This is a genomic window from Massilia sp. CCM 8734, from assembly GCF_011682155.1.
In the GTDB taxonomy this organism is placed as follows: domain Bacteria; phylum Pseudomonadota; class Gammaproteobacteria; order Burkholderiales; family Burkholderiaceae_D; genus Telluria_A; species Telluria_A rubra.
Genome location: NZ_WHJI01000057.1, coordinates 14,870 through 40,470, shown reverse-complemented (window position 1 = coordinate 40,470; position 25,601 = coordinate 14,870). Strand labels below are relative to the sequence as shown.

Annotated in this window: 25 protein-coding genes, 2 tRNA genes and 2 pseudogenes; 12 read left to right on the top strand and 17 right to left on the bottom strand. The window is 62.6% G+C overall.

Annotated features, from left to right (window positions below):
• Positions 1–116 precede the first annotated feature (116 nt).
• The 4 genes and pseudogenes from F2P46_RS32450 to F2P46_RS32430 all read right to left on the bottom strand — a co-directional run bounded on the left by F2P46_RS32450 (position 117) and on the right by F2P46_RS32430 (position 1,810).
• Positions 117–371 (bottom strand): hypothetical protein, encoded by a 255-nt coding sequence (locus tag F2P46_RS32450; protein WP_166898203.1) that lies wholly within the window; start codon positions 369–371, stop codon positions 117–119.
• Positions 372–813: 442 nt separating this feature from the next.
• A tRNA-Phe gene (locus tag F2P46_RS32440) sits at positions 814–889 on the bottom strand.
• Between the two features lie 92 nt (positions 890–981).
• Positions 982–1,403: pseudogene (locus tag F2P46_RS32435) on the bottom strand (fasciclin domain-containing protein).
• 331 nt (positions 1,404–1,734) lie between these two features.
• Positions 1,735–1,810: transfer RNA gene (locus tag F2P46_RS32430), tRNA-Phe, on the bottom strand.
• A 118-nt stretch (positions 1,811–1,928) separates the two neighbouring features.
• On the opposite strand from F2P46_RS32430, the gene F2P46_RS32425 reads away from it, so the two are divergent.
• Genes F2P46_RS32425 through F2P46_RS32400 form a run of 6 tightly spaced genes read left to right on the top strand, consistent with a single transcriptional unit; the run spans position 1,929 to position 9,208 of the window.
• A complete protein-coding gene (locus F2P46_RS32425) occupies positions 1,929–3,149 on the top strand; it encodes an FAD-dependent monooxygenase (RefSeq protein WP_166898201.1) in 1,221 nt (406 codons plus the stop codon).
• 24 nt (positions 3,150–3,173) lie between these two features.
• Positions 3,174–3,992 carry a DsbC family protein gene (locus tag F2P46_RS32420; RefSeq protein WP_166898200.1) on the top strand — a complete coding sequence of 273 codons (819 nt, stop codon included), beginning with the start codon at positions 3,174–3,176 and terminating at the stop codon, positions 3,990–3,992.
• A 52-nt stretch (positions 3,993–4,044) separates the two neighbouring features.
• On the top strand, positions 4,045–4,503 hold the full coding sequence (locus tag F2P46_RS32415; protein ID WP_166898198.1) for a (2Fe-2S)-binding protein: 459 nt from the start codon (positions 4,045–4,047) through the stop codon (positions 4,501–4,503).
• A 10-nt stretch (positions 4,504–4,513) separates the two neighbouring features.
• The gene (locus tag F2P46_RS32410; RefSeq protein ID WP_166898197.1) at positions 4,514–6,733 is read left to right on the top strand and encodes a xanthine dehydrogenase family protein molybdopterin-binding subunit; all 2,220 of its coding nucleotides are present in this window, start codon (positions 4,514–4,516) and stop codon (positions 6,731–6,733) included.
• A gap of 14 nt (positions 6,734–6,747) precedes the next feature.
• A complete protein-coding gene (locus F2P46_RS32405) occupies positions 6,748–7,338 on the top strand; it encodes an NTP transferase domain-containing protein (protein WP_166898195.1) in 591 nt (196 codons plus the stop codon).
• 46 nt (positions 7,339–7,384) lie between these two features.
• Positions 7,385–9,208 carry a M61 family metallopeptidase gene (locus F2P46_RS32400; protein WP_166898194.1) on the top strand — a complete coding sequence of 608 codons (1,824 nt, stop codon included), beginning with the start codon at positions 7,385–7,387 and terminating at the stop codon, positions 9,206–9,208.
• A gap of 44 nt (positions 9,209–9,252) precedes the next feature.
• On the opposite strand, the gene trpC is transcribed toward F2P46_RS32400, so the two are convergent.
• The 7 genes from trpC to F2P46_RS32365 all read right to left on the bottom strand — a co-directional run bounded on the left by trpC (position 9,253) and on the right by F2P46_RS32365 (position 15,443).
• Entirely contained in the window at positions 9,253–10,053 is an 801-nt protein-coding gene (gene trpC, locus F2P46_RS32395; protein WP_166898192.1) for an indole-3-glycerol phosphate synthase TrpC, read from the bottom strand.
• Positions 10,054–10,062: 9 nt separating this feature from the next.
• On the bottom strand, positions 10,063–10,695 hold the full coding sequence (locus F2P46_RS32390; RefSeq protein WP_166898191.1) for a LysE family translocator: 633 nt from the start codon (positions 10,693–10,695) through the stop codon (positions 10,063–10,065).
• A 123-nt stretch (positions 10,696–10,818) separates the two neighbouring features.
• Positions 10,819–11,850 carry an anthranilate phosphoribosyltransferase gene (trpD, locus tag F2P46_RS32385; protein WP_166898189.1) on the bottom strand — a complete coding sequence of 344 codons (1,032 nt, stop codon included), beginning with the start codon at positions 11,848–11,850 and terminating at the stop codon, positions 10,819–10,821.
• 25 nt (positions 11,851–11,875) lie between these two features.
• On the bottom strand, positions 11,876–12,439 hold the full coding sequence (locus tag F2P46_RS32380) for an aminodeoxychorismate/anthranilate synthase component II (protein WP_166898187.1): 564 nt from the start codon (positions 12,437–12,439) through the stop codon (positions 11,876–11,878).
• 1 nt (position 12,440) lies between these two features.
• Positions 12,441–13,937 (bottom strand): anthranilate synthase component I, encoded by a 1,497-nt coding sequence (trpE, locus tag F2P46_RS32375; RefSeq protein ID WP_166898186.1) that lies wholly within the window; start codon positions 13,935–13,937, stop codon positions 12,441–12,443.
• A 194-nt stretch (positions 13,938–14,131) separates the two neighbouring features.
• Positions 14,132–14,845, bottom strand: coding sequence for a phosphoglycolate phosphatase (locus F2P46_RS32370; RefSeq protein ID WP_166898184.1), 714 nt, complete (start codon positions 14,843–14,845; stop codon positions 14,132–14,134).
• Between the two features lie 148 nt (positions 14,846–14,993).
• Positions 14,994–15,443, bottom strand: coding sequence for a hypothetical protein (locus F2P46_RS32365; protein ID WP_166898181.1), 450 nt, complete (start codon positions 15,441–15,443; stop codon positions 14,994–14,996).
• Between the two features lie 318 nt (positions 15,444–15,761).
• Between F2P46_RS32365 and F2P46_RS32360 the strand changes: the two genes are divergently transcribed.
• The 3 genes from F2P46_RS32360 to F2P46_RS32350 are packed head-to-tail and all read left to right on the top strand — an operon-like array spanning position 15,762 to position 17,455.
• On the top strand, positions 15,762–16,010 hold the full coding sequence (locus F2P46_RS32360) for a hypothetical protein (RefSeq protein ID WP_166898180.1): 249 nt from the start codon (positions 15,762–15,764) through the stop codon (positions 16,008–16,010).
• 32 nt (positions 16,011–16,042) lie between these two features.
• A complete protein-coding gene (locus F2P46_RS32355) occupies positions 16,043–16,915 on the top strand; it encodes a carboxypeptidase-like regulatory domain-containing protein (protein WP_166898178.1) in 873 nt (290 codons plus the stop codon).
• A gap of 36 nt (positions 16,916–16,951) precedes the next feature.
• Positions 16,952–17,455, top strand: coding sequence for a hypothetical protein (locus tag F2P46_RS32350; protein WP_166898176.1), 504 nt, complete (start codon positions 16,952–16,954; stop codon positions 17,453–17,455).
• 16 nt (positions 17,456–17,471) lie between these two features.
• On the opposite strand, the gene F2P46_RS32345 is transcribed toward F2P46_RS32350, so the two are convergent.
• The 3 genes from F2P46_RS32345 to F2P46_RS32335 all read right to left on the bottom strand — a co-directional run bounded on the left by F2P46_RS32345 (position 17,472) and on the right by F2P46_RS32335 (position 19,462).
• Positions 17,472–18,152: a hypothetical protein gene (locus tag F2P46_RS32345; RefSeq protein ID WP_166898175.1), complete on the bottom strand. Its 681-nt coding sequence runs from the start codon at positions 18,150–18,152 to the stop codon at positions 17,472–17,474.
• Between the two features lie 22 nt (positions 18,153–18,174).
• On the bottom strand, positions 18,175–19,104 hold the full coding sequence (locus F2P46_RS32340; RefSeq protein WP_166898173.1) for a hypothetical protein: 930 nt from the start codon (positions 19,102–19,104) through the stop codon (positions 18,175–18,177).
• Between the two features lie 100 nt (positions 19,105–19,204).
• Positions 19,205–19,462 carry a hypothetical protein gene (locus F2P46_RS32335; RefSeq protein ID WP_166898172.1) on the bottom strand — a complete coding sequence of 86 codons (258 nt, stop codon included), beginning with the start codon at positions 19,460–19,462 and terminating at the stop codon, positions 19,205–19,207.
• A gap of 56 nt (positions 19,463–19,518) precedes the next feature.
• Here F2P46_RS32335 and F2P46_RS32330 point away from each other — a divergent pair, with 56 nt between their 5' ends.
• The 3 genes from F2P46_RS32330 to F2P46_RS32320 all read left to right on the top strand — a co-directional run bounded on the left by F2P46_RS32330 (position 19,519) and on the right by F2P46_RS32320 (position 23,437).
• The gene (locus tag F2P46_RS32330; protein ID WP_166898170.1) at positions 19,519–19,770 is read left to right on the top strand and encodes a hypothetical protein; all 252 of its coding nucleotides are present in this window, start codon (positions 19,519–19,521) and stop codon (positions 19,768–19,770) included.
• Positions 19,763–21,262 carry a PepSY domain-containing protein gene (locus tag F2P46_RS32325; protein WP_166898169.1) on the top strand — a complete coding sequence of 500 codons (1,500 nt, stop codon included), beginning with the start codon at positions 19,763–19,765 and terminating at the stop codon, positions 21,260–21,262. Before F2P46_RS32330 ends, F2P46_RS32325 begins: the two co-directional genes overlap by 8 nt.
• A 120-nt stretch (positions 21,263–21,382) precedes the next feature.
• Positions 21,383–23,437 (top strand): TonB-dependent receptor, encoded by a 2,055-nt coding sequence (locus F2P46_RS32320; protein ID WP_166898167.1) that lies wholly within the window; start codon positions 21,383–21,385, stop codon positions 23,435–23,437.
• A gap of 550 nt (positions 23,438–23,987) precedes the next feature.
• On the opposite strand, the gene F2P46_RS32315 is transcribed toward F2P46_RS32320, so the two are convergent.
• The 3 genes and pseudogenes from F2P46_RS32315 to rpe all read right to left on the bottom strand — a co-directional run bounded on the left by F2P46_RS32315 (position 23,988) and on the right by rpe (position 25,573).
• Positions 23,988–24,266, bottom strand: coding sequence for a HigA family addiction module antitoxin (locus F2P46_RS32315; protein ID WP_166898166.1), 279 nt, complete (start codon positions 24,264–24,266; stop codon positions 23,988–23,990).
• Between the two features lie 16 nt (positions 24,267–24,282).
• Positions 24,283–24,563 (bottom strand): annotated as a pseudogene (locus F2P46_RS32310) (type II toxin-antitoxin system RelE/ParE family toxin).
• Between the two features lie 338 nt (positions 24,564–24,901).
• Positions 24,902–25,573, bottom strand: a complete 672-nt coding sequence (rpe, locus tag F2P46_RS32305) for a ribulose-phosphate 3-epimerase (RefSeq protein ID WP_166878176.1) — start codon at positions 25,571–25,573, stop codon at positions 24,902–24,904.
• Positions 25,574–25,601 lie beyond the last annotated feature (28 nt).

Below are 25,601 nucleotides of genomic sequence, written 5' to 3'. Positions count from 1 at the left end.
CTGCTCTGAGGTAGAATTCATGCCGGGCAAGGTGCGTTCGTGTTGAAATTGTGTTTTATGGATAACTCACATTTTATCAATCACTTACGGCATTCTTGCCCTTTTTTATGCAAAATTCAGGCTAGCGACATGACAAACGGCTTGGATGATTTGTCGACATAGAACTGGCCACCACTGCGCGCGGTTACGTAGATTTGAGCGAGTAGGGCATGCTCCAAATCCTTGTAGTGGCCTTTCTCCACATTGCATTGGTGAGCTTCGGTACCGTAGTAGGTCGGGTGTTGGCGTTTGATGATCTCGCGGATCTGCTGCGGTGTTTGCCCTTGAGAGTGTTCTCGTAAGATACCTTTGATCAGTTCTGTAAATGTCATGAGGAGCCTGTGGGAAGAATGTATGGTTGGCGTCAACTATCTTGGCCGGTTGGCGTCAATTATCTTAGCCGGTGAAGCAAAGTGTTGTTAATCTCTCTGTTCCTTAGTTTTCTGCTTAGTGGTAGCGTTGCTGACCGACGCTGCTCGCCGCCCATAGCTCTCCACGTTTAACTCGAAGATGGTCGAGTGGTGCAGCAGTCAGTCGACCGCCGCCAGCGTCATGGCCGGCTCCGGAAACACCTGAGCTCAGGCTGTCCAATGTCTGCATGATCGTGTTGGACGATTCGGCCGGCCTAACTGGCTCAAACAGTGAAGCTTGCCGCTGGCTGTTCTTCGGCACAACTCGGTAAGCTTAACCGGAAGTAGGCGGTATACGAGGGCTACAGATCCCAGAAACGACAACGCCCACTTGCATGAGTGGGCGTTGGGAAAAGAATGTTCTTGGTGGCCCGGGGCGGAATCGAACCACCGACACAAGGATTTTCAATCCTCTGCTCTACCGACTGAGCTACCAGGCCAAGGGTCGCTATCATAGCAGCCCCGGGCCGGTCTGGCTAGTGCTGCGCGCGCATCGCTTGGCGCGCCCGCACCGCGCCGCCGATCCCGCCTGTTATTTCGGCATCACGACCGTATCGATCACGTGGACACGCCATTATCGGCCGCGATATCGGTCTTGATCACATGCGCCTTGTCGAGCATGACCTTGCCGCCCGCCGCAGTGACCGTCAGCTTACTGCCCTGAACCGACTTGACCGCTCCCGGCTTCACATCCGCCGCCATCACTTTGCCTGGTACAACGTGATAAGTGAGCGCCTTGGTCAGCGCGGCTTTGTCTTTCAACAGGGCATCGAGCTTGGCTTTCGGGATTTTCGCGAAGGCTTCGTCGGTCGGCGCGAGCACGGTGAACGGCCCCGGGCCCTTCAAGGTGTCGACCAGGCCCGCAGCCTGTACCGCCGCTACCAGCGTGTTGAAGGTGCCGGCCGACTTGGCGGTATCGACGATATCGGCTGCGTTCGCAGCGCCAAATGCCAGGGAGAATGCTGTTGCGATGAGTACTTTTTCATTGCGATTTCCTTTAGATAAATTGACCGCCGCAGGATGCGAAGGATTAAGAATGCACTCTGTTGCATCGATATTGAACCGGTATGCAGCCAATTTATCGTTAACACCTGGGCAAGTCTATTGTGTGCGCTTGCACGATTGAGTAGGGTCGGTTCAAAAGCGGTTCATCGACAGCCATGCTATGTGCCGCGACGCGAGCGGTCGGCGACGTCAATGCCGCGGCCGATCATCAAAAAGGGAAGGGGGGAAAGTGACGCGCAGAAATGCAAAACGCCACCCGAAGGCGGCATTTTTCAATTCTTGGTGGCCCGGGGCGGAATCGAACCACCGACACAAGGATTTTCAATCCTCTGCTCTACCGACTGAGCTACCAGGCCAAGAGGCATGATTATAGACACCCGATTCCCACTTTGCAAGGCCGACTGGCAACTTTATCGATAAAACCTTCGGCTGCCGCAAAAAACTGTCTGCTTGCCAGCCGCTATAATGCTCTGTATGACTAGTCCAAATTCTTCTTCCGCGCGTCATCAGAGCGCGGTGTGCATCGTTGGCAACGGCGCCATCGCCAAGACAACCGCCCTCGGGTTCGCCCAGGCCGGTCACAGCGTTACCGTGCTGGTCCCGCCATCGGCTTCAATCCCCCCCGCGGCCACGAGCGGCGAGCAGCCCTGGGATGTGCGCGTCTACGCGCTCAACCACACCGCGCACGGCTTGCTCTCTACGCTCAAGGTGTGGGGCGCGCTCGACATGGATCGGGTGGCGGCGGTCGACGTCATGGCCGTCAACGGCGACGGCGCCAAACCGGGCGAGATGGCCTTCGATGCCTTTGGCGCCCATGTCGGCGCACTGGCCTGGATCGTCGAAGACCGCAACCTGAACCAGGCGCTCGACGCTGCGCTGCGCTTCGCCGCCAACGTCACCATCGTACAGGGCCGCGCGGTCAGGCTGGCCAGCGACGCTGACGGCGCCACCGTGCATCTCGACGACGGCAGCGCCATCGCCAGCGCGCTGGTGGTCGGCGCCGACGGTGGCCAGTCGTGGGTGCGCGGCCAGTGCGACATCGGGGTCGACTACCGCGCCTACCTCCAGCGCGCCGTGGTAGCCAACTTCGCCTGCGAAAAACCGCACCACGGCGTGGCGCATCAATGGTTCACCGGCGAAGAGGGCATCGTGGCGCTGCTGCCGCTGCCGGGAAAACGTGTCTCGCTGGTCTGGTCCGCGCCCGATGCGCTGGCCGACACCATCATGAACGAAAGCATGGGCGAACTGGCCGTGCGCCTGGCGGTGCTGGCCGGCGACAAGCTGGGAGAACTCAAGCCCCTGCAACCGGAGGCGGTCAAGGACTTGCCGCTGGTGCTGATCCGCCCGCACGCCATCGTCGCGCCGCGCGTGGCGCTGGTGGGCGACGCCGCCCACGTGGTCCATCCGCTGGCCGGCCACGGCATGAACCTCGGCTTTGCCGACGTGTCGGCGCTGCTCAAGACCATCGCCGCGCGCGAGCCGCAACGCGCCATCGGCGACGAGCGCGTGCTGGCACGCTACGCCCGCGCGCGCAAGGAAGACATCCTGCTGATGCAGGTCGCCACGGACGGCCTGGCGCGTCTGTTCGGCACCAACCTGGAGCCGGTGCGCATCGCGCGTAACCTGGGAATGAATTTGCTGGACAAGTTGCCACTGCTGAAGCGTCGACTGATGTCGCACGCCATGGGCAAGTAGGCTGTTAAAGAAATCGGAGAAGCTATGACTAAAAGTAAACTCGCGCTGTTTGTGTTGGCCGCATTGACCGCCACTGTCGCCAACGCCGCCCCGGCTCCCGCCCCCGCCAAAGCGAGCCTGGAAGAGACCATCAGGAAGCGCATCGAGCCTCGCCTGGGCAAGGATATGAAGATCGATTCGATCAAAAAAACGCCTTACGGCGGCCTGTATGAGGTGCGCGCCAGTGGCGACATCATCTACACCGACGAAGCCGGCGAGTACCTGATCTTCGGCCAGGTGGTCGACGTCAAGACCCAGCGCAACCTGACCAAGGAGCGCGTCGACGAGATTAACATGATCAATTTTGCCGACCTGCCGTTCCAGCATGCGCTCAAGCTGGTCAAGGGCGACGGCAAGCGCACCATCGCCATCTTCGAAGACCCGAACTGCGGCTACTGCAAGCGCTTCCGCCAGACCACGCTCAAGGAAATCGACAACGTGACGGTGTACACCTTCATGTACAACATCCTGTCCGAGGATTCCTCGGCCAAGTCCAAGAACATCTGGTGCGCGCCGGACCGCAACAAGGCCTGGGATGACTGGATGATCGATAACAAGGCAGCGCCGGCCGCCGCCGCCAACTGCGCCAACCCGAACGACAAGGTATTTGAACTCGGTCGCAAACTGCGCATCGAGGGCACGCCGGCGATCTTCTTCGCCGACGGCAGCCGCATTCCGGGCGCGATCGATACCAAGGGCCTGGAAGCCAAATTCGCCACCCTGAACAAGACGGCCAAGCCGGCGGCCAAACCTGCCGCTCCAGCCGCCGCAGCCGCACCGGCGCCGGTCGCTGCAAAAAAGTAGCACATATAAAAACAGCAGTCCAAAGCGCAGTACCAAGACAAGGGAGCAGTACATGGTTACTTTGAATATCAACGGCCGCGATATGCAGGTCGACGCCGATCCGGCCACGCCCATCCTGTGGGCGCTGCGCGATAACCTGAACATGACGGGCACCAAATTCGGCTGCGGCGCGGCCCTGTGCGGCGCCTGCACGGTGCACCTGAACGGCGATGCGATCCGTTCGTGCATCACGCCCATTTCGGCTTGCGCCGGCCAGAAGATCACCACCATCGAAGCGATGGAGGGCGACGCGGTCGGCAAGGCCGTGCAGGATGCGTGGGTACGCCACGACGTGCCGCAATGCGGCTACTGCCAGAGTGGCCAGGTGATGAGCGCCACGGCCCTGCTGCGCACCAACAAGAAGCCGACCGATGCCGACATCGACGGCGCCATGAGCGGCAATATCTGCCGCTGCGGTACCTATCAACGAATCCGCGCGGCCATCAAGGATGCGGCGACCACGTTAGCCTGAGGAGAGCCGCATGCGTACCGAATGGATCAACCAGGCGGCGTTGACACGCCCGCCTGAAGGCGGCATGTCGCGCCGCAGTTTCATGAAAGCCGGCGCCGTCGCCACCAGTGGCCTGGTGCTGGGCTTCTTCATGCCCGGCGCGAACAAGTTCGCGCGCGCGGCGGATGCCGCCGTCAAGCCGGTGTACGCGCCCAACGCGTTCCTGCGCATCGCGCCGGATAACAGCGTCACCGTCATGGTCAACCGGCTCGAATTCGGCCAGGGCGTACACACCGCGCTGCCGATGCTGATCGCCGAAGAACTCGACGCCGACTGGTCGCAGATGCGCGGCGAACTGGCTCCCGCCGGCGACGTCTTCAAGGACCCGGCATTCGGCATGCAGATCACGGGCGGCTCGGGCACCATCGCCCACTCGTTCATGCAGTACCGCGAAATCGGCGCCAAGGCGCGCGCCATGCTGATCGCCGCCGCCGCCGGGCAGTGGAAGACCAGTCCCGCGCAGTTGAGCACCGCCAGCGGTTTCGTGCTGCACCCCGACGGACGCAAAGCCAGCTACGGCTCGCTGGCCGACGCCGCCATGAAGCAGCCGATGCCGGCAACCGTGGCGCTCAAGGACGCCAAGGATTTTCGCTTCATCGGCAAACCGGTCAAGCGCCTCGACGCTCTGGCCAAGTCGAGCGGCAAGCAGCAATTCGGCATCGACTTCACCCTGCCCGACGCCAAGGTGGCCGTGGTGGCGCACCCGCCCGTGTTCGGCGCCAAGGTCGCCAAGCTGGACGCCGCCAAGGCGCGCGCCGTCAAGGGCGTGATCGACGTGTTCGAAATCGCGCTTGACCGCGGCGGGCGTGGCGTAGCGGTCATCGCCGACGGCTACTGGCCGGCCAAGCAGGGCCGCGAGGCGCTGGTGATCGAGTGGGATACCAGCACGGTCGAGAAGGTCACGACAAGCAAGCAGATGGCCGAGTTCAAGGCGCTGTCCAAGAAAGCCGGCACCGTCGCCAAACAGGCCGATGTGAGCAAACTGGCCGGCGCGCCGAAGAAAATCTCGGCCGTCTACGAATTCCCGTACCTGGCGCACGCGCCGATGGAGCCGCTCAACTGCGTGGTCGACCTCAAGGCCGACAGCTGCACCGTGTGGGCCGGCACCCAGATGCAAACGGTCGACCATGCGGCAATCGCCGCCACGGCGGGCCTGAAGGCCGAACAGGTCACGCTTAACACCATGATGGCGGGCGGCGGTTTTGGCCGCCGCGCGGTGCCGTCGTCGGACTACCTGGTTGAAGCGGTCAACGTCGCCAAGGCCTACAAGGCGGCCGGCAAAAGCGGTCCGGTCAAAGTGATCTGGAGCCGCGAAGACGACATCAAGGGCGGCTACTACCGTCCGTCGCACGTGCACCGCGCCGATATTGGCCTCGATGCCAAGGGCAATATCCTCGCGTGGGATCACGCCATCGTCGGCCAGTCGATCATCAGCGGCACGCCGTTCGAGCCGTTCATGATCAAGAATGGCGTGGACCACACCATGGTCGAAGGCATGGGCGCGCCGTACGAGGTGCCGATGAAGCTCTCCGTGCACAACGTCAAGGCCAACGTGCCGGTGCTGTGGTGGCGCTCCGTGGGCTCGACCCACACCGCCTTTGTGATGGAAACCCTGGTTGACGAAGCCGCGCACGTGGCCAAGATGGACCCGGTGGCCTATCGCAAGAAGCTGATCGGCGAAAAGCATGTGCGGCACCTGGCCGCGCTCGACCTGGCCGTCGAGAAGTCCGGTTACGGCAAGCGCAAGCTGGCCAAGGGCCGCGCATGGGGTGTGGCGCTGCACGCGTCGTTCGGCTCCGTGGTCGCGTACGTGGTCGAGGCGTCCGTCGTCAAGGGCGTACCCAAGCTGCATAAAGTCACCGCCGGCATCCACTGCAACCAGGTCGTCAATCCCTTGACGATCGAAGCGCAGGTGCAGGGCGCGGTGCTGATGGCGCTCGGTACCACCTTGGCCGGCGCGGCCATCACCCTCAAGGATGGCGTGGTCGAACAGCAGAACTTCGGCGACTACACCGTGGCGCGCATGAGCGACATGCCGCAGGTCGATGTTTACACCGTGGTGTCGAGCGACGCGCCGACCGGCATGGGCGAACCTGGCCTGCCGCCGCTGGCGCCGGCGTTTGCCAATGCGCTGTTCACGCTGACGGGCAAGCGGCTGCGCAAGCTGCCGTTCGACCTGAAGGCCGCCTGAGCCCGCGCACGGCCATGACCCCTGTCGGCATCCTGCTGGCCGCCGGCAGGGGGCGTCGTTTCGATCCGACTGGCGCAGCGAGCAAGCTGCTCCAGCCTTTGCCTGGCGGCGAGTTGCTTGTCGCCGCCAGCGCCCGCGTTTTACTCTCCTCGGTAGATAAAGTGATCGCCGTCGTACGGCCTGACGACGGCGGCGTGGGCGACTGCCTGCGCGCGCTCGGCTGCATCGTCACCGTCTGCCCGGACGCCGACAGCGGCATGGCCGCCTCGCTGGTGCATGCAATCGGCCATGCGCCGCCGGATGCGCCATCGTGGCTGATCGCACTGGGCGACATGCCGTATGTACGCGCCGCTACCATGCTGGCGCTGCGCGCCGCGCTGGAGCAGGGCGCGCCGATCGCGGTTCCGGTGCATGCCGGCCAGCGCGGCAACCCGGTCGGCTTTGGCCGCGTGCACCGCGAGGCGCTGCTGGCGCTACGGGGCGACCAGGGCGCGCGCGCCATCCTCACGGCGCACCCGGTGAGTGTTGTTTCGGTCGACGATCCGGGCGTTGTTTCGGACATCGATACCGTCGCGGACCTGTTAAAAACCATTACACTCGCGTAAGGTGGACAGCTTGTGCTGGTCCATCTCCACGAACTACCCATTGAACATGAAAAAACCGACACCCAAGAAGCCGGCGGCTATCCAGTACGCCATTGTTCCTAAAGACCTGGGCGGACACCTGTTCGACGTCACCGTCACCGTGGCCGCACCATCGCCCGAAGGCCAGGTGTTTGCCCTGCCCGCGTGGATCCCGGGCAGCTACATGATCCGCGAATTTTCGCGCAATATCATCCAGATCCGCGCCGAATCGAACGGCAAGCCGGTCGCGCTGACAAAGCTCGACAAGCATTCCTGGCAAGCCGCCCCGGTGGCTGGCGCCTTGAGCGTGCAGTATGAAGTCTACGCCTGGGACCTGTCGGTGCGCGCCGCGCACCTGGACCAGACCCACGGCTTCTTCAACGGCACCAGCGTCTATTTGCGCGTGCTGGGGCAAGAGCAAACGCCGCACGAAGTCGACATCCAGCGCCCGCTCGACGCCGCCGCCAAAACCTGGCGCGTGGCCACCTCGCTGCCGGAACTGGGCGCGAAGCGCTACGGCTTCGGCACCTACGTAGCTAGCGACTACGATGAGCTGATCGACCACCCGGTCGAAATGGGCGACTTTGCGCTGGCCACCTTCAAGGCGCACGGCATCGCGCACGACATCGTCGTCTCGGGCCGCGTGCCCAACCTCGACATGGCGCGCCTGCAAGCCGACCTGAAAGCCATCTGCGAAACCCAGATCGCTTTTTTCGAGCCGCGCTCCCGGCGCGCGCCGATGGACCGCTACGTCTTCCTCACCTTGGCCGTGGGCGACGGCTACGGCGGGCTGGAACACCGCGCCTCGACCGCGCTGATTTGCACGCGCGCCGACCTGCCCAGCACCGTCGCGCCCAAGGTGGCCGACATCGGCGAGGGCTACCTCAAATTCCTCGGCCTGTGCAGCCACGAGTATTTTCATACCTGGAACGTCAAGCGCATCAAGCCGGCAGCGTTTGCGCCGTATGACCTGCAAAACGAAACCTACACCCCGCTGCTTTGGCTGTTCGAAGGCTTCACCAGCTACTACGATGACCTGATGCTGGTCCGCAGCGGCATCATTGGCGAAGCGGCCTACCTCAAGCTGCTCGGCAAAGCCGTCAGCGGCGTGCTGCGCGGGAGCGGGCGCACCAAGCAAAGCGTGGCCGATTCCAGCTTCGACGCCTGGGGCAAATACTACCGCCAGGACGAGAACGCGCCGAATGCCATCGTCAGCTACTACGGCAAGGGTTCGCTGATCGCACTCGCGTTCGACCTGACCATCCGCGCCAAGACCGAGGGCAAGAAGTCGCTTGACGACGTGATGCTGGCGCTGTGGCAGCGTTACGGGCGCGATTTTTATCCTAGCGTGGGCCGTGGCGTGACCGACGCCGAAGTCGAGGCGCTGTTCGACGAGATCAGCGGCCTGAAACTCAAGCCGCTGTTCGACAAATACGTGCGCGGCACGGCCGACCTGCCGCTGGCAAGGCTGTATGGGCCGTTCGGCGTCAAGCTGGAAGACGTACGCAAGAACGCCAAGCCGGCCTTCGACGTCGGTATCGGGCGCGATGGCGGCGACTGCAAACTGACGCAGGTGCACGAAGGCGGCGCCGCCCATCGCGCGGGCCTGTCGGCGGGCGACATTCTGGTGGCGGTGGAAGGCTTGCGGGTGGCGGGCAGCCCGGCCAACCTGGATGCGCTGCTGTCGCGCTACAAGGTGGGCGACACGGTCGGCGTGCACGCCTTCCGGCGCGACGAGCTGATGACGTTCTCCGTGCAGTTGCAGGGCGACCGCGTGCCGGATGTGAAACTGACGCTGGTCGACGAGCGCAAGAAAGTGGCGGGTCTGGCGCGTCCGAGCGCGCCGCGTTGATACGGGCGCCCGCCGCTCGCGCGGCGGGCAATGAGAAGGCCTGGTCAGCTGAACAGGCGCTGTAACTCCACACCCGGTTCCGGCGCGCGCATGAACGCTTCGCCGACCAGGAAGGCATGTACATTGGCGTCACGCATGCGCTTGACGTCGCCTGGCCCCATGATGCCCGATTCGGTGACCACCAGTTTCTCGGCCGGGATGCGCGGCAGCAGGTCGATGGTCGTTTGCAGCGATGTCTCGAAGGTGCGCAGGTTGCGGTTGTTGATGCCGACCAGCTTCGTATCGAGCTTGAGCGCGGCCGTCAGTTCGTCGCCGTCGTGAACCTCCACCAGCACGTCCATGCCCAGTTCGTGCGCGCAGGCTTCCAGTTCGGCCATCAGGCCGTGGTCCAGGGCCGACACGATCAGCAAAATCGCATCGGCGCCCATCGCGCGCGCTTCGTAGACCTGGTACATATCGATCATGAAGTCCTTGCGGATCACCGGAATCTCGCAGGCGGCGCGCGCCTGTTTCAGGTACTCGACCTGGCCCTGGAAGAACTGCACGTCGGTCAGCACCGACAGGCACGCCGCGCCGTGGCGCGCGTAGCTCTCGGCGATGTTCGCGGGACGGAAGTCGGCGCGCAGCACGCCTTTTGAGGGTGAGGCTTTTTTGACTTCGGCGATCACGCCCGCGTGGCCGGCTGCAATGTGCTTGCGCAGGCTTGCTTCGAAGCCGCGCAGGCCGCTGCGCAAGGTGGCATCGGTTTCGACGTCGCGGCGCAGGCTGGCCAGGTCGCGGTGTTTTTTGGCGGCGGCGACTTCGTCAGCCTTGACCGCCAGGATTTTGTTGAGGATATCGGACATGGAGAGGCCTTAGTTTGGTTTGGAGAGCGCGAGCTTGATGCCGAGCCAGATGAACAGGCCACCGGTGACGCGGTTAAGCCACAGCGACACGCTCGGGTTGATCTTGATGCGCGCACTGGCCTGCGCCGTGAACAAGGCGAGCGAGGTACACCACAGCATGCCGTTCAGGTTGAAGATGCAGCCGAGGATGACAAAGGCCAGCGCCTTGCCGGGCGCGTCGGGCGAGATAAACTGCGGCACGAAGGCGAGGAAGAAGACAGCTACCTTGGGATTCAGCACATTCGTCAGGAAGCCCTGGGCGAAGATTTTCGCGTAGGGCAGGGGTGCCACGGTGATCGGTGCAGCCGGGTCGCGCCGTTTGCTGCGCAGCAGGCCGATCGCCATGTAGATGATGTACGCCGCGCCGATGTACTTGACGACCATGAAGGCGGTTGCCGACGTGGCGAGGATGGCGGACAGGCCGAGTGCCGCAGCGAGAATATGGATCATGGTGCCGGCGCCGATGCCCAGTGTGGCGGCCACGCCGGCGCGCCAGCCCTGGGTGGCGCTGCGCGTCATGATCAGCAGCGAGTCGGGGCCGGGCATGATGTTGAGCAGCAGGCCGGAGAGGATGAACAGGGGGAGGTCGTGGATGCCGAACATGGGGATGATGTCCTTTTTTATGCGCCGTCGTCCCCGCGCAGGCGGGGACCCAAGTTCGCCGCGCCGCCAGCGGGTGTGGAGCAGACTTGGGTTCCCGCCTTCGCGGGAACGACGGAGCGGCAGCTATGCGGCCAGCTGCTGCGTCACCTGAACGAACTGGTCAACCTTGGCCCGCGCGGCGCCCGATTCGATCGCCTCGCGGGCCTTTTTCAGGCCATCTTCAATCGAACTGGCTACGCCAGCCGCATACAAGGCCGTCCCCGCATTGAGCGCCACGATATCGTAGGCCGCACCCGGCTCGCCGTTGAGCGCTTCCATCATCTTGATCTTCGACTCTTCCGCGTTCGCCACCTTCAGGTTGCGGCTGGCGATCATCGGCAGGCCGAAGTCTTCGGGATGAATCTCGTATTCGCGGATTTCGCCGTTGACCAGTTCACCGACCATGGTGGCCGCGCCCAGCGAGACTTCATCCATATTGTCGCGCCCATACACCACCACCGCATGCTGTGCGCCGAGGCGCTGCAACACGCGCACCTGGATGCCCACCAGATCCTGGTGGAACACGCCCATCAGGATATTCGGCGCGCCGGCCGGATTGGTCAGCGGCCCGAGGATATTGAAAATGGTGCGCACGCCCAGTTCGCGCCGCACCGGCGCCGCGTGCTTCATGGCGGCATGGTGGTTCGGTGCGAACATGAAGCCGATGCCGGTCTGCGCGATCGACTGCGCGATCTGCTCGGGCGAGAGGTTGATGTTCGCGCCCAGCGACTCGATCACGTCGGCGCTGCCGGACGACGATGACACGCTGCGCCCGCCGTGCTTGGCCACGCGCGCGCCGGCGGCGGCGGCCACGAACATCGCCGTGGTCGAAATATTGAAGGTGTGGGCGCCGTCGCCACCGGTGCCGACGATGTCGAGCAGGTGGGTGGTGTCGGCCATCGGCACTTTTGTCGAGAACTCGCGCATCACTTGCGCGGCGGCGGCGATTTCGCCAATGGTTTCCTTTTTCACGCGCAGGCCGAGCGTGAGCGCGGCAATCATGGTCGGCGACATTTCGCCTGACATGATCTGGCGGAACAGGTGCAGCATCTCGTCGTGGAAAATTTCGCGGTGTTCGATGCAGCGCAGCAGTGCTTCTTGTGGGGTGATCGGCATGACAGCTCCTTGATCCGGGCAGGCGTTAGCGTTCGAGAAAATTCTTCAGCAGGGCATGGCCATGCTCGGACAGGATCGATTCGGGGTGGAACTGCACACCCTCGATATCGAATTGCCTGTGCCGCACGCCCATGATCTCGCCGTCGTCGGTCCATGCCGTCACTTCCAGGCAGGCCGGGAGCGACGCGCGCTCGATCGCCAGCGAGTGGTAGCGGATGACCGTAAACGGACTCGGAAGATTCTTGAACACGCCCACGCCGGTGTGCGCGATCACTGAAGTTTTGCCATGCATGACCTGCTTGGCGCGAATGACCTTGCCGCCGAACGCGGCGCCGATGGCCTGGTGGCCGAGGCACACGCCGAGAATCGGCAGCTTGCCCTTGAACTGCTCCAGGATGGAGATCGAGATCCCGGCTTCGGCCGGGGTCTTGGGACCGGGCGAGATGCAGATGCGGTCCGGCTGCATCGCGCTGATCTCGTCGATCGTGATTTCGTCGTTGCGCACGGTACGCACGTCTTCGCCCAACTCACCGAAATACTGCACCAGGTTGTAGGTGAACGAGTCGTAGTTATCGATCATCAGCAGCATCTCAGATCTCCCCATCCAGGCCGTCTTGCACTTGCTCGGCTGCGCGCAGGACCGCGCGCGCCTTGTTTTCGGTTTCCTGCCATTCCATTTCTGGAATCGAATCGGCCACAATGCCCGCGGCGGCCTGCACGTACAGCATGCCGTCCTTGATGACGCCGGTGCGGATCGCGATCGCCACATCCATCTCGCCGCCAAACGATAGGTAACCGCAGGCGCCGCCGTAGATGCCGCGCTTGGTCGGTTCGAGTTCGTCGATCACTTCCATGGCGCGCACTTTCGGCGCGCCAGTCAGGGTGCCGGCCGGGAAGGTCGCGCGCAGCACGTCCAGGTTGGACATGCCGTCCTTGAGCGTGCCTTCGACGTTCGAGACGATGTGCTGCACATGCGAGTATTTTTCGACGACCATGCGTTCTGTGACCTTGACGCTGCCGGTCTCGGAGATGCGCCCCAGGTCATTGCGCGCCAGGTCGATCAGCATGACGTGTTCGGCAATCTCTTTCGGGTCGGCCAGCAGCTCTTTCGACAATTCGGCGTCGCGCTCCGGCGTGGCGCCGCGTGGACGGGTGCCGGCGATCGGGCGCAGGGTGACTTTTTTGGTGCCGTCGGACGCAGTCTCGTTGCGCACCAAAATCTCGGGCGAGGCGCCGACGATCTGCATGTCGCCGAAGTTATAGAAGTACATGTACGGCGATGGATTCAAGGAACGCAGGGCGCGGTACAGGGTCAGTGGATTGTCCACGTACGGCTTGCGGATGCGCTGGCCGATCTGCACCTGCATCAGGTCTCCCGCCATCACGTATTCGTGGGCGCGCGCGACCGCCTTGAGGTAATCCTCTTTGCTGAAGTCGCGCACCGCCTCGGTACGCACCGAGCTCGATGTGACCGGCGCGTCGACGCCACGGCGCAGCATCATGCGCAGGTCTTTCAGGCGCTGGCGGGCTTTGGAATAGGCTTCCGGTTGCGCGGTGTCGGCGTACACGATCAGATACAGCTTGCCGGACAGGTTGTCGATGACCGCCAGTTCCTCGGTCACCATCAGTTGGATGTCGGGCAGGCCCAGGTCGTCCTTCGGCTGGGTGTCGGCCAGCTTGCGCTCGATGTGGCGCACGGTGTCGTAGCCGAAGTAGCCGGCCAGGCCACCGCAAAAGCGCGGCAGGCCCGGACGCAGCGCCACTTTGAAGCGCGCCTGGTACTGTTCGATGAAGTCGAGCGGATTGCCGTCGTGGGTTTCGATCACGCTGCCGTTCTTGACGATCTCGGTGCGCGCGCCAAAGGTGCGCAGCACCGTCGTGGCGGGCAGGCCGATGAAGGAATAGCGGCCAAAACGCTCGCCGCCGACCACCGATTCGAGCAGGAAGGTGTTCTTTCCGGCGTTCTGGGTCTGGGCCAGCTTGAGGTAGAGCGTGAGGGGCGTTTCGAGATCGGCGAAGGCTTCCGAAATCAATGGAATGCGGTTGAAGCCTTCGTTGGCCAGCGATTTGAATTCGAGTTCGGTCATGCTTTTCTCCATGCCGCCATGGCGTGTTTGCGGGCGGTGGGTTTCAAAAAACCTGCCGGCGCAAAAAGGCGGCCGACAGCAATCAATACGGGGTCACTTAGCCCAGGATTGCCAGCGTCGCCAAAGCCAGGCCTCAATCGAGCCGGTTTGGGTGACATTGTGTTTTTTGATGAAAAACATATGTGGTGGAGGTTTTAGTTTGCGTTGTTGTTGTGCGAACGAATCCGCGTTGCAGCATCTACAAGTGAGATAACTATACCATCGGAATCGGTTTCGTGTATAGCCCGCCCGTGGTTGTAACCATACGGTACCGTCAGCACAAAGCAGCCGGCCGCGCGCGCCGCCTCGGCGTCGTTGGAAGAGTCGCCGATGGCCACCACTTGCGAGGGCGCCAGGTCGAAGTCGGCGCAGACCTGCAGCAGCGGCATCGGGTCGGGCTTTTTGCGCGGCAGCGAGTCGCCCCCGTAGACCACCTCGAAATACGGCGCTAGGCCCTTTTGCGCCAGCAGCGGGGTGGCGAAGGCAATCGGCTTGTTGGTCACGCAGGCCAGGCGCAGGCCGTCGGCTTTCATCGCTTCCAGGCCGTCGATCACACCGTCATATAGCGCGCTATGGTCGCCGTTAATGGCCAGGTAGTGGCTTTGGTAGGAGGCCATGGCGTCGGCGAAGCGCTGTTCGACGCCGGCGGCGTCGTTGTCCAGCGCGAGGACGCTGCGGATCAGGTTTTCGGAGCCTTTGCCGATCATCAGCGCGATTTGCTGCTGCGTGATCGGCGCGTAGCCGAATTGCCCGCGCATGGCGTTGATGGCCACGTGGAAGTCGGGCAGGGTGTCGAGCATGGTGCCATCGAGATCGATGATGACGGCGCGTATGGGGCTGTGCCCGGAATTGAGAGAGTTGGTCAACATGGGATAGGGTCGGTTAGGGGCGTCGATCGGATGGCACAGCGCAGACGCACGGGCGCATTCGTCGATCCGCGATCGGGCACTCTGTTGATGCGGGGCAGCTGGCCGCTTCGCCATGCGGCATGGCTGCCATCACAAGGCGACGGGACGTTTATTGAGCCGCCGGGGTTTCGGGTGCAGCTGGTTGACCGGATTGGTCGGGGGCCTTGTTTGTCCGGACGATTGTCGCGAGCGTCGATCCGCCAGCCTGTTCGCAATTGGGGGCGGCACCGGTCCACTTGATCGACTGGCCGCGCACCACGGGACGTACCAGGCGCCATGGGAAAAAGCCAAAGCGCTGCGAGCCGGCATAGTTAATAATGGCGTCGCCACCTTCCGCTCTGGCGCGTTGGGACAATTCCCCAAGGAGCTCCGCAACGCCGCCATACGTCCCCTTAGCCACTTTGACTTTCCTTAGCACCGTGTAGGTGAACTCGGCTGGCGGGACGCCAGCGAAAAAGCAGAAATTGTTCGGATCGGACTGTGGCGCCGCCTCTTCCGCCGCAGAGGCGGTATTGAGGAAGGCAAGCGAAAGGAGGCAGCAAAGCGAAATTTTATTCATGTTGAGGTGTGGCTTTCGTTAAATTTTAGTGCAAATTGGCAATATTTCGGTGCAGGGAGCGAGTATGAGCTGAAATTGGCAATTCATCAATACGGCGTGTTATCGTTCTGCGCCACGTTGCGCATCTGGTTGACGTGGAATGGGCGCAATGAGCTTGGGAGGATGTTCGCGGATCTGGCATCGTGGCGCCTCCTGTGACCGGTTTGATACAACCGGCGGAACCTCGCGCCACGCAGTGGCGCCAGACCTCGACAAGAGTAGCGATGGGCGCAGATATTCATTTCTTATCTCTGCGTCCCATTTTCACGATGCAGCTGGTTGACGCTGTCCGAGTTCAGGCTCGTGGTGGCAGGCGCAGGCCACGTGGAACGGGGTTTGTCGCTGGAGTGCCGCCCGACCATCGGCATGATCGCCAACATCGAAGAGCGTGGGTACTTTTGCCGCATGATTTTCTGGTTCGACTTCAGGGCCTCGAAAAACCTGGTGCGCGGCGTCTGCCTTTGCATCCGCGCCGCCGGTGATGCTTGCCAGCGTATTTGCCACAACCCTTTCAGAAAGCACTATTGATACCTCAAATTGCGGCGAGCCGCGTCCGGTTCATGTCGCGTCGTGTCGTCGCCGTGCTTCGCATCGGCCTGTTGTTGATATTGCTCGCGCTCGTCGTGTGGGGCTGGTCCCTGCCCAGGGAGGTGCAGTTCGGTTCGGAAGTGACTGCCCGTCGCGCCTTTACTGTTGAGGAGGCGCGCACGACAGGAGCCATCCAGGGCAAGGTCGTCGATCTGGAAACTGGCTTGCCGCTTCAGGGTGTGCTGGTCTCTGCCGACCACGACAGCCCCACGTCGGACTACGTTTCTGACCGGACGGGAGCGTCGGGCGAGTTTGGACTGGCGCTGCTGGTGCCGGGTGTTGTGACGGTCGACATCGGTCGGACCGAACTGCTGGTGCAACGGCGAGATGTTGCCGTCGAGGCCGGCAAGACCACGCGGTTGATCGTCAAGCTAGCCAAAGCGCCACCGCCGTGCTGCCAACTGGCAGGCAAGTGGAGGGTAGAGTTGACGATTGATCCGGGCACGCCCTCGACTGTATCCGCAAGCACTATCAGCGGGACGGTTCGGTTCAGGTCGGGCTTGTGGGCGCGTGTGACGGCGCCATCCGATCCGGATAAGGCCCTGTACCCGGAGTACGGCAGCTTTCATATCGATTGGCGGCCCTTCCTGGGTTATTGGGCAACAGAGGTGGCCAAAGATGTATACGCTCCGGACAATGGCTGGATGGCGGCATATATGTTCAATGACGCGGCTGGCACCGTCCTGAGCGAGGACCGCGTTGAGATGATCTTCCAGGGAGGGCTTTCCCATCACCGGATCTCGCTGAGCGGCACTATCGACAAGGACGGCATCCTGCGCGGCAGCTGGTGCAATATGGGTTTTACCTGTTCCAGCACAGGCAATTTCGTGATGACGAGAATGTAAGCATCCCCGCACGCTAACCGATTGATAAGGACCAGGATGGGCGCAGATATTCATTTGGTGGTGGAGGCATCGGATACCGAACAATTCGTCGCTCCGCAGGCGATCGCATTTTTTGAGTGGCCGAGACGTTCGTCCCTCTTCAATGCGATGAACAACCGGCATAAGCGCGACGGCCTCGTTGCTGCACGTGGATTTCCCGAGCCGGCATCGGGAATGGCGAATTTTCACTATGGGCTGCATGTCATCGACGATGACGATATGGACAGTGCGCTGGCAATGCCATCGATTGCACGATCGGAGGCGGACGAGGCGCTGCGGGCGGGAGAAAGTCATCCGCTCGTCTACCGGCCGGACTTTATCTCGGCACCGCACTACTCGCGTTGCAGCTGGCTCACGCTGGCCGAGTTCCGGCGTGCGGTCGCAGCCACCGATGACGGCGAGCTGCATATGACGCTCGAGTGCCGCTTGACGATCGACCTGATGGTGAACATCGAAGCGCGCGGCTACTTTTGCCGCATGATTTTCTGGTTCGACCTGTGAGTCCGGTGGCGCTCGTTCAATCGGTCAGGTACGCAGAGGCGGTGTCGGCAAGCCGGTGCGCTTTTTGAATCACCTGGCGGATGGTTTTCTGCTCACGCCGATCGAGCCGGTGCCTGCCCACATGGTGGCTGCTGCCGCCCGGGTCCATGTGGCCATTGAAAAGTCCGAATAGCTCGCCATCGACGTCTTCGACGATCAGTTCCATGAACGATTGGTCGGCGTTGCCCATGACGAAGATGAGCCCATCGATCGCTGCGGTGCCGCACCAGTGCACCTCGTCCCAGACCAGCAAGGTGTCGCGCTGCGTGCCCACCTTGACCAGGCCCCAGCTCTTTGCTTCCTCATGAAGTCCATGAAGCACGGGCAGAAGCGGCTCGCAGGAGACGATGTCGACATGGTGCCGATAGACGTTTGAAAAACCATTGCGCTGTTCGAGGCTGGTGGCGAGGTCGATCACCTTCGCACTCACCAGATAGCTGTGTGCGATCTCGGACGGTTGGTCGACCCATCCGTTCAATTCGGTATGCGGAGGCTGCCAAAGAAGCGTTTCAACCGCACCAACGCACAGCGCGGTATCGGGTGCGAATCCGACTGCCGCGCGTTGTCCGACCCGGGGCAGGATAGCCGCCATGCCAATAGTGGCCGCCTCATCGAGGGCGGGATCGCGGAACCAATAATCGGGGCGGTGAATTTCCAATGGATGAAGTGACAGCGTGGCATTAGTTGGATTGAATTTGATATGCCTGCATGAAGTCGATCAGTTCCACCGATCCCCTGGCCGCTTGTTCGCTGGTGATGCGATATTCCCGCATCAAGCCGGTGGCCAGTGCGGCCTGGCTTCTACTCCGGGCCAGAGAGATCAATTCGGGACATGAAACGACAACGCCGCCAAGCACCAGCGGGTGCCCGTTGTTCGAGATGCGCTCGCGCTTGATCGTCCTGATCGTTATCGGGTTAACCCCGCTGGCGATCAGCGCATCGGCGTCGGTGCTGTATACGATCCAGCGCACGGCCTGGCTTCGCTCCAGAAGCAGCTGCATGGGGAGCACCTGCGCCAACACCCGGCCGACGTTGTCGGCCCCGGATAAATCGACGATCAAGTCAACGTGGCCGGGCAGGGCGCGCACACGCGTTTCGACCTCGTTCGCGTCATCGACGCCAACGTGCGGCGCGAGACGAAGCCGGATCGGCGTTTCGGCGTATACCGTGACAGGGGGCTGCAGATCGAAGTAGCTGCGCATATTCTCAAGCCCGGCCTCCGCAACGCCACTGCAACGCTCGACCGGAAAACAGTCGAGCGCAGCGCGGATCATCGCCTGCGGCGCCCCCTTGCACCTGGGGCTCCACAGCGTAAATGTTCGCGGCGTTGCCTCTGTCGAATCGAATGTGCCTTCAATGCCGATGCCATCGAGCCCGGATTTGCTCCAGCGCTTGTCCCATCCGGTCAGCATGCCCAGGCAGCAATCGAAGAGTGTCGCCATGCGTTCCGATTCCACCGGCAGCGCAAACGCCAGGCCCGGAAAGAGTCCTGTGGGACCGGATTCGAATGTCGCCACGCCCGTGACGTCGCCCTCGACGCGAATCGCGCCGGGGCGGTGGAACGAGGGCGCAAATCCGAGGCAAAGTTCAAAATAGGGCATGGCGTCCATTTTACCTGCCAGCCTTGGTCAGTTCAACGCGCATGGCCGGGTGTAAATATGGAAGTTGACGTTGAAACAATGCAACAGTAAAATGGAATGATAGTTATTCTCATTCGTAATCGTGCTCACTTTTTTCGCTCTCCTGGTGTCGATGCAATGCCTGCACCAGCGACTCGCGCGTGGGCCCCGCTTGCGCGCGGTCTTCATCGCAGCGGGCCTGGCGGGCATGGCGGTCGCCGCCGCTTCCAGCGTGCTGGCGCACGGCGTTGAACGCGGCGTTGCGGCCTGGCTCGTGAGCCTGCTGGCCGCCGGCCTGTTGACGCCATTCCTGGCAGCCGGACTGCGCGCGCAGTGGCGGACGGCGCAATCATCGCGTGTACGGCTTGCCAATGGGGCGCGGCGGCCGGTCGCGGCGCCGCCCAAGTGACAGGACGTTTCCTGGTCTCGTTCCTGGGCGGACTTGTGCTCGCGTGCGGCATCGGCCTGGCATGGGCGCTGCATTTTCCGTCCACGCGCACCAACAATATCTTCTTCGGCGGCATACTGATTCCGCTTTCCTGGGTCGCGGCCATGCTGTGGCTCTGGTTCAGCAGCTGGAAGCAGCTGTGGCGGCGCCTGCTCGCGGGCGCCTTGATCCTGTACGCGGCCGTCCTCGTGGGTTATCGCTTTGGATGATCACCCGCAAGCGGCCAGCCCCAAGGCCTGGTATCTCCTGCATTCCTGGGCCGGGATTATCCTCGCGCTGATGGTGTATGTGGTCTGCGCATCGGGTTCGGTGGCCTTGTTCGTGCACGAGCTTGTGCTGTGGCAGTACCCGGAACTGCAGCGCATCGGCGCGCCGCCCAACGGCGAGCCGAATGTCAAGGCAGCATTGGCGCAGGCTACGCGGCGCGGTCTGGCCGGCGACAGCGCCAGCTTTCAACTGCCGCATCATACAAATGGGCTCATTTTGCGGCTGACGGACGATTCGGACCGGATGGCGATCTTCGATCCCGCCTCGGGCGCACTCGTCGCCATCAAGCCGCAAGGCTTTGGCCACATGTTGCGGCGCTTGCATTCCGATCTGCTGCTGCCTTTCCCGATCGGTGCCTATGCGACCGGTTTGCTGGGTATCGCGCTGCTGTTCCTGGTACTGACCGGTGTGATGACCCACCGCCGCTTGTTTCGCGAGGTGTTTACCTTGCGCACGGGACGCGGCTGGCGCCTGAGCTGGTCGGACACGCATAAAGTGGCCGGCACCTGGGGCATGGTGTTCCTGGGGATGATGGGTTTTACCGGCAGTATCCTGGGGCTGGCGGGTTTGCTGTTGCTGCAGACGGCGCTTGTCGTCCATCGCGGCGATGCCGGCAAGGCGTATGCCGAGTTGACCGGCAGCGCCGGCCAACCGGGCACGCTCAGGGCGGCGCCCGGCCGCTCCGGCCCCATGCTCGCGCCCGACATTGCAGGCGAGCCGTTCGTGCCGCGCTTCATCACATTTTCCCAGCGCGGCGATGCGAAGGCCACGGTGACGGTTGACGGCGAGCGTCCCGATTACCTGAGCGCTACCGACCGCAAGATATTCGACGCCCAAGGCCAACTGGTCGCGCTGCCGCGCGGCGTGCACCAGGGCGCCGGATGGCGGACGTACTCCGCCATGCTGCCGCTGCATTTTGGCGATTTCGGCGGGGCCGGACTGAAGTTCGTGTATCTGATACTCGGACTGGCCGCCTGCATGCTGCCGGTGTCCGGCATCGTGCTATGGCTGGACCGGCAGCGGCACGCCGGCACGCTGGCGCGTTCGCACCGGCTGATGCACGGGCTGTGCGCAGGGGTGACGCTCGGCTTTCCCATTGCGTTCGCCAGCCTGTTCCTGGCCGATCGGCTGGCACCGGGCGCGATGGCGGTGCAGGGCGCGCCTGCCATCGTGTTCATCGCAACATGGGCCCTGTGCGCGGCCTGGGCGCTCTGGCGCGGTGCGCAGCCGGGCGCCGTGCGCGGCCTGCTTGGCCTGGCCGGCGTGCTGTTCGTGCTCGTGGCGCCGCTCAATGCGCTCACGACCCGGGACACGCTGCTCTTTGCGCTCCCCGGTCCCTTCGACACCAGCCACATGGTCGACGGCGTCATGCTGGCGCTGGGCGCGGGCTTGCTGCTCGCGAGCCGGCGGCTCAAGGCGGCTGAACGGGGCTGACGAGGCACATCACATCGCTGGCAATGATGCATCCGCGCCGCCTGGCGCGTGCGGCACGGCGCCAGTCACACAAACAACAAACCGCACAAACAAACCGCAAAAACAAACCGGAGTAAACGTATGAAGCTGTTCCACATTGAAAAAAACAAGATGGCCATCGCGGTCGCGGCGGCCCTGTGGCTGATGGCGGCGGGAAGCGCGGCCGCCGCCGACCCGGAACCGGCGCTCGAGACGGTCATCGTCAAGGGCAGCAAAATCGACCGCCCGCTCGATGACACGCTCGCCAGCGTGGCGGTGGTGACCGCGCGCGATATCCTTGAGCATGCGGATACCTCGCTGAGCGACATCATCGGGCGGCTGCCGGGCCTCAATACCCAGTCCGGCAATGAAACCTGGGGCATTCGCGGGGTACCGGTGGCGGGCTTCGACGAGCAGGGGCCGGCCACCAGCAACGGCGCCGTCTCGGTGTATGTGGACGACGCCTTGCAGCCGCATCGCATGCTGACCCTGAGCCCGATGCCGCTGTGGGATGTGGAGCAGGTCGAGATTTTCCGCGGCTCGCAATCGACCATGCAAGGGCGCAATGCACTGGCCGGCGCCATCGTGTTCCAGACCAGGAACCCGACCTATGCGCCATCGCTGTCGGCCCGGCTTAACGGCGGCAACGATGGTCAGCGCGGCGCCTCGGTGGCCGGCGGCGGCGCGCTTGTCGAGGGCAAGGTGGCGGCGCGCTTCGCGGCCGATGTGCAGCGTGGCGATGGCTACATTCGCAATGCAACCCTGGGCACGGACGCCAACCCGCAGCGTAGCACCAGCCTGCGCGCCAAGGTCCTGGTGGAGCCGGTCGACGGACTCGATGTGCTGTTCACCCTGGCGCACACGCGCAACCGGCGCGGCATTCAGGCCGTGAACGCAGGTCCGCAATACTACACGGTGAGCTATAACACCGGGGAATTCGACCAGATGGACCAGGATACGGCGACCTTGCGCGCCGACTATGCAATCACGCCGGCCATGACCTTGACCAGCATCACCTCATCTTCGCGCGGCACCTACGATGCGCTGCTCGACTTCGACCAGCGCGCCGACCGCACCCAGTCAGTCATGCGCGTCCACAAGAACAGGCTGTTCAATCAGGAAGTGCGCGTCGCCTACAAGGTTCCCGGCCTGCAGGCGCAGGCTGGCGTCTACTACGGCACCGTCAGGAACGAACTGGACGACCGGCTCGATTACAGCGGCGTTATCGTCGGCAGTGTGACGGGAACGACCCGCATCGCCAGCCGCAGCGTGTTCGGTGAAGCGACGCTGGACCTGACGCCGCAATGGCAACTGGTCGGCGGCCTGCGCTACGAGCGTGAGCGCAACAACACGCAGCTCGAAGACGAACTGGCGAGCGATCCTTCGGTCAGGCAGGTCACGACCTTCAGCGCCTTGTTGCCGAAAGTGGGACTGCACTACCGCCTGGCGCCAGAGCAGCTGCTCGGCGCTTTCGTGCAGCGCGGCTACCGCAGCGGCGGCGTCAACGTGCGGGTCGGCACCAATCACCAGCCATACGATCCCGAGTACACGAATACCTTTGAAGTTTCGCACCGCGCGGCCTGGCTGGACAAGAAGCTGCGCACCACGGCCAACGTCTACTACACCGACTGGAAAGATCAGCAAGTGGCGCGGCTCGATGCCAACGAAGAGCTACAAGTGGGCAACGCAGGGCATAGCCGGATGAGAGGACTGGAACTTGGCGCCGAGTTTGCCCTGAACCGCGCGCTTCAGATTCAGGCTGGTGCCTCGTACAGCGATACCCGCTACCTTGATTTCGTCTCCAACGGCGAGAACCTGAGCGGCCGCGCGTTCATCGGGGCGCCGCGCCGCAAGCTGAGCGTCGGGCTGGTGTATCGCGCCAATGACCGGCTCACGGCCAGCGCCGACGCGATCTACCAGGATGGCAGCGCATCGGCCTACCTGACCGATACCAGCGGCAAAGTGAGCCAGGTTCGTCGCAGCGACGACGCCACCCTGATCAATGCCAACCTCGCCTACCGGATCGGCAAGGCGACCGTCACCGCCTATGTGAAAAACCTGGCGGACCGTCAGTACATCGCTAACAACCAGTCGGGCAGGGTGCTCGATGTGTCCGCCCCGCGCAGCGTGGGCCTGGCGGTGCGTTACGACATGTAGGGATGATGCCGCCGGTGTGTTGGCGCTGATAGGTTTTCATGAAGTCGATCAGTTCCACTGATGCCCTGGCCGCCTGTTCGCGCGTGAGGCGGTATTCCGCCATCAAGCCGGTAGCGAGTGCGGCTTGACTTGCGCTGCGGGCCAGGGAGATCAATTCAGGACATGAAACGACAACGCCGCCAAGCACCAGCGGGTGCCCGTTGTTCGAGAGGCGCGCGCTTGATCGTCTTGATCGTTAACGGGTATGACGGCGCGGATCGGGGCGTGGGTTGGCAGAGTTGGTAAACATTGAATCGGCGCGGTGAGGTTGGGATGATTCTACCGGAGGGTTCATGCAGTCAGGTATGCAGGGAGCGTGTCGACAAGCCGGTGCGCTTTTCGAATCACCTGCCGGATGGTCTTCTGCTCCCGTTGATCGAGCCTGCGCCTTCCCGGATCAAGTCCGTGCAGCGTGAACAGGAATGGCTCGCAGGTCAACATGTCGAGGTGATGTCGATACTGTCGGGGGCAAGAGAGGTCCGATCTGGCGGCGCAGGAGGCTGCGGGTTTTTTAGCTAGCCGTGATCCGTTCAATTCCCGTCCGCTTGATTTTTCCGGCCTGGTAGAGATCATATTGGAGCTGCATTCCCGCCCAAAACTCCGGGCTTGTTCCAAAGGCCGTGCCGAGACGATACGCCATATCTGGCGACACCCCTGCGGCGCCCGTAACGACACGCTGAAGCGTGACACGACTTACTCCAAGACGGGTGGCGGCTTCCGTTACCGTCATGCCCCCCAAGTACTCCCGAAGTACTTCCCCAGGATGGGGCGGATTGTGCATGCGAGTCATATGATCCCTCGTCAATTCAGTGATAGTGTCGGTAGTCAACGAGGATCGCATCGTTCCCATCGAATGCGAAAATCAGCCGCCAATTGCCGTTGACGGTGACTGCCCAGTGTCCCTTCAAATCGCCCTTCAACGGATGAAGCCATCCCATGATGGCGCTGATAAGTCTTCCGGACGAATTGCCTGGTCAAGGGCGCCTAACTGGAGACGCAATTTCGCTGCATGCGCTGCTTGAATTCCAGCCTTGCTACCCGTCTCGAAAAACCGTTGCAGTCCTTTGTGTCTGAACGTTCTTATCATGGCATCCTTTGTATCGGGTATCGCTACGCGATACAAGAAGGCTGTTGATTGACGCTGCGTTCGCATCGCTTGTGCTGTCACCGGCCAGCGGCAGGCCCAAGCTTGGTTTGCCGGTTGGCATGTGTATCTGAACCGGGTTTGTCCAAACCGGTCGGAGTTCACGTTGGCGCGATTCAGAATACATCGTTACTGAATCTCTTTGATCTAAACGCGCAGGTATCTATGATGCGGATCAATTCCGTCGCCGGCTTATTCACTCGCGCTTGATTGTCTTGATCGTTATCGGGACCGCACCGACGCCGTCGATCAGCGCATCGGCGTCGGTGCGGTCCCCGATCTTACTTGCCGACCTTGGCCAGCTCCACGCGCATGGCGTCGATCACGGCCTTGTAGTCCGGCTGGCCGAAAATCGCCGAGCCTGCCACGAACGTGTCCGCACCGGCAGCGGCGGCGGCGGCGATATTGTCGATCTTGATGCCGCCGTCGACTTCCAGCAAAATATCGCGGCCCGAATCGTCGATCATGCGGCGCGCCAGCGCGATTTTCTTCAGCGCTTCCGGAATGAAGGATTGACCGCCAAAGCCCGGATTGACCGACATGATCAGGATCATGTCGATCTTGTCCATCACGTGGTCGAGGAAGTGCAGCGGCGTGCCCGGATTGAAGACCAGGCCGGCCTTGCAGCCGTTATCGCGAATCAGCTGGAGCGAGCGGTCGATATGCTCGGACGCTTCCGGGTGAAAGGTGATGATGTTCGCACCAGCCTTGGCAAAGTCTGGAATCAGGCGGTCGACCGGCTTGACCATCAGGTGCACGTCGATCGGCACCTGCACGTGCGGGCGGATCGCCTGGCACACCAGCGGGCCGATGGTCAGGTTGGGAACATAATGGTTGTCCATGACGTCGAAGTGGATGATATCGGCACCCGAGGCGACGACATTGCGGACTTCTTCGCCAAGGCGGGCGAAATCGGCGGACAAAATGCTGGGAGCGATGCGGAAAGTGGTCATGGCGGCGGCTGGCAAAAAGCTTGCGGTT